Annotated in this window: 5 protein-coding genes; all 5 read right to left on the reverse strand. The window is 43.4% G+C overall.

Annotation, left to right across the window (positions count from 1 at the left end):
- Positions 1 to 361: class I SAM-dependent methyltransferase (locus ACP45E_RS09415; RefSeq protein WP_069584920.1), on the reverse strand; the 361-nt coding region annotated here is incomplete at its 3' end.
- Positions 361 to 642 (reverse strand): hypothetical protein, encoded by a 282-nt coding sequence (locus ACP45E_RS09420; RefSeq protein ID WP_017034820.1) that lies wholly within the window; start codon positions 640 to 642, stop codon positions 361 to 363. The genes ACP45E_RS09420 and ACP45E_RS09415, both read right to left, overlap by 1 nt.
- Before the next feature lie 121 nt (positions 643 to 763).
- Positions 764 to 1,060 (reverse strand): hypothetical protein, encoded by a 297-nt coding sequence (locus tag ACP45E_RS09425; RefSeq protein ID WP_017034819.1) that lies wholly within the window; start codon positions 1,058 to 1,060, stop codon positions 764 to 766.
- Positions 1,061 to 1,510: 450 nt separating this feature from the next.
- On the reverse strand, positions 1,511 to 1,981 hold the full coding sequence (locus ACP45E_RS09430; RefSeq protein ID WP_017034818.1) for a hypothetical protein: 471 nt from the start codon (positions 1,979 to 1,981) through the stop codon (positions 1,511 to 1,513).
- Between the two features lie 9 nt (positions 1,982 to 1,990).
- The coding region (locus ACP45E_RS09435) for an alkyl/aryl-sulfatase (protein WP_069584922.1) at positions 1,991 to 3,454 on the reverse strand (1,464 nt) is incomplete at its 5' end.

Raw genomic sequence — 3,454 nt, forward strand, 5'->3', positions numbered from 1 at the left:
CTATGACAATATCGGCATTGTTGGCGGTGAATTTGCTGATATCGCCATGAACAAATTCACATACGTCCCGTTGCTTAGCCAATCGCTTTTTTGCTTGGGCTAGAAACTGTGGCTGCTGATCAACGCCAGTGTAACGGCTCAAGGTATGGTATTGAGTGAGGTAATCAAACAGTTCCCCATAACCACACCCCAGGTCAACAACGTATTTGTTATGAAATTCGCAGGCTTGTTGAATGATTTTAAATCGGTTGTGCTGCGATTCAATACTCGTCCAGCCCTGTATTTTTGAATTGTCTCCGGCCCAGTTTTTTATTCGATTTCGATGATAAAAGTAGATTCTGAGTCGATCAAGAAAGTGCATTATAGAAGGGAGACCTCTTCAACTTCGATAACCGAATGAGCATTGGCTCTCTCGATGATTTTCAGTAGAACCGTTTGGATAACTTCGCTTTCCCGAGCGTCTGTATCACTGTTGAAACGCTCTTCCTGTACTTCGCCAGTTTCCTCTTGTAAAAACTGGACAGCCACCTCAGTCGCGCAATCTTTACTGGTTCCGAAGTATGTTATGGTGATTTGTGGGTAGCCTTTAAAGCCTTTTTTTACCTGTTTCGCGATTCGTTTTTTCGCTTTATCTAGATTCATTTTTAATCCTTGCCAACATGGAAACCGAGAGAAGAGGTTACTTATTTACATTGTAAACTGCGGATGTGTTATTGCAGACTACCATCATAGCTCGCAAGAATCATTGTTCATTCGTCTGTTGTTAATAAAGCCGTTGCTGGTGGCGAAGAGTCAGATGAGAAATCAGTTTTTGCCATTTTTCGGCTAGATGAAACTGTTGCTCTTGAAGCAGTTGGTACTGCACGCTTTCAATCATGTTAAGCGGCATGCTTTGATAGAGGTATTCAAAGGTATTCTTATCAAGCTCAGAAACATCGTTTGCCCAGTTTAACTCGACAGATAACCCAGAAGCATAGATGCGTGCGGCCTGCGTTTCGGGTGAGGACACTTCGGTTTCCATCAATTGCTTGATGAGTATCTTGAGTCGCTTAAATGACATTTTCACAACGATTTCTCCTTAAGGCGGTATAAAGATGAATAGACTCACTTCGTTATGCCTGACTTTTTTGAAGATAGTATTGTTATAGCTCAAAAAAACATCGGGAGGATCGGTTTGGTGAGGAGAAGGGTTATTTTTTATCGTTGGCAGTGTTTACTGACTTTATTGAGACGTCGACTAAACCGTTAATTGCAGCGGCAGATTCGAGACTTCATGCTTTGTTTAAAGCTTTGTTTAAAGCTTTGTTTAACGTGCCGTTTAATGCTCTGCTTCGTGTTCTGCCTAGCGATCAGTTAGACGAGTGAAATACGGTTACTCATCGTCATTCAACCAGAGACAAGAAACCCAGTAATGTGTATTACTGGGTTTTGCTTGGATGTCTGTTCACGGTTTAAATGCCAGTTAAATAATATCTGCTGCTAGAGAAATACCGGCTACTAGAGAAATAGGTCAGCTAGAGAACTGAACAATACCTAAATCAATGGCACCTTGAAGGTCGAGGTCATCTTCAATGAGCGCATTCAACGCCGCTTCACTTAATAGCATCACTGATAATTTTGCTTGTGAGGTTGGAGAGGAATGAATATCGAGCTGGTTGCCTTGCGTCACTTTAGACCAAAGATGGCTGTCGACAAGGTAAATATACGACACCGATTCGAGCGCGCTTGAGTGTTGCTTAGCCATCAATTTTAACCACCAACTCACTCGCCTTAGCCCTTGCTTCCCATCTAAAGCGTCTACCTGTTTTACATGGTTTTCCTCTAAGGCGTTTTGTGTCGCAATCGCAATATCAAGTGATCCTGGAAAGCTTTCTGTAAATGGGTTATTAAACTGTCCATCATAGGAACAAGCTTGCACGGGCAAACTTGTTCCTAATGACATCACCATACTCAATAAAACCCATGAGCGTATTGGCTTCATATCACCTTCCTATGGCGTTGAGATATTGAACCAGAAATTGAACGTATCTAGCATACCAACGAAGTCTTTAAATACTTTTGTATCACCTTTTAATCGGATATCACCATTTGAAATGGCTTTTTCAAGCGTAGTAATACCAAGTTGAACATCATCAAGTGTTGCTTTGGTTAATACTAACGATACATCTGGGTCGTCATTGAGCATTCTTGTGTGGTTAAGCACCGAGTTTTCAATGTATAAGGTGTACTGTTCATCAAGGTCAGTAAAGTCGAGATTGATCGCGTATTCTTTTCCAGCGGCTTTCTCTGGTAGTAGCCTTACCGCTAGGTAATCGAACAGCATTTCCGGTGGCATATTTTTAATAATATCCGGCGAAGCGGTATTGGTTCCTCCAGCAGAAGGGGTGCCATTTCTCAGCTCATAGGCTCCTTGTAGGTACACTGAGCGCCAAGGGCCAGACTCCGATTGGTAACCAAGCTGTTCGTAGGTATCGGCAAGTAACGCTTTGCCTTTTTTACTTTGGGGGTTAGCAAATACCACATGCTTAAGTACTTCGGCTACCCAACGATAGTTACCTTTGTCGAAGTCTTGTTTGGCTTTCTCAATGACTGCTCGTTCACCACCCATATATTCGATGTATTTCACGGCAGCGTTGGTAGGTGGAAGGTTGTTTAAGTCGGAAGGGTTACCACTGTACCAACCCATGTAACGTTGATAGACCGCCCGGCTATTGTGACGAAGCGTTCCGTAGTATCCGCGGGTGCTCCAGTTGTTTTCTATTTCGTCAGGGAACTGAATAATTTCTGAAATTTCAGACCCAATGTAGCCTTGGTTCATTAAGCGTACGGTTTGGTCATGTGTGTATTTATACATATCACGCTGTAGCTTAAAGTAGTCAACGATCTCTTCTTGACCCCACATTGGCCAGTGGTGGCTTTGAAATTTAACGTCGACGTCATCGCCCCACATTTCAATGGTTTCATTTAAATATGATGCCCATTTTAATGCATCACGAACTTGAGCCCCACGCAGCGTCAAAATATTGTGCATGGTATTCGTGCTGTTCTCCGCCATCCAGAGCGCTTTTTTCTCGGGGATCCATGTGTTTATTTCAGTAGGGGCTTCTGAGCCAGGTGTATACTGGAACACCATTTTGACGCCATCAATGACATGCTCTTCACCGGTTTTTTCGATAACCAGTGTAGGGCTGATCAGCGTCGCGAGGCCCGTGGATGTAGTTTGCCCTAAACCTCCGTTAACGCCACCTTGTGCGTTTCGTGGAAGCAGCGCTCCGTACATGTAAATTGCACGTCGACCCATTGCATTACCCGCAATAACGTTTTCAGAAACCGCATGCTCGGTAAAACCGTGTGAAGCTATGATTTGCACTTTACCTGCTTTGACATCTTCTTCATCAACAATACCACGCACACCACCAAAGTGATCAATATGACTGTGGCTGTAGATCACGGC

The sequence above is a fragment of the Vibrio genomosp. F10 str. 9ZD137 genome, assembly GCF_049974785.1.
In the GTDB taxonomy this organism is placed as follows: Bacteria; Pseudomonadota; Gammaproteobacteria; order Enterobacterales; family Vibrionaceae; genus Vibrio.

Coding starts and splice junctions, on each gene's coding strand:
- ACP45E_RS09420 (WP_017034820.1), bottom strand. CDS start 642: ATGAATCTAGATAAAGCGAAAAAACGAATCGCGAAACAGGTAAAAAAA.
- ACP45E_RS09425 (WP_017034819.1), bottom strand. CDS start 1,060: ATGTCATTTAAGCGACTCAAGATACTCATCAAGCAATTGATGGAAACC.
- ACP45E_RS09430 (WP_017034818.1), bottom strand. CDS start 1,981: ATGAAGCCAATACGCTCATGGGTTTTATTGAGTATGGTGATGTCATTA.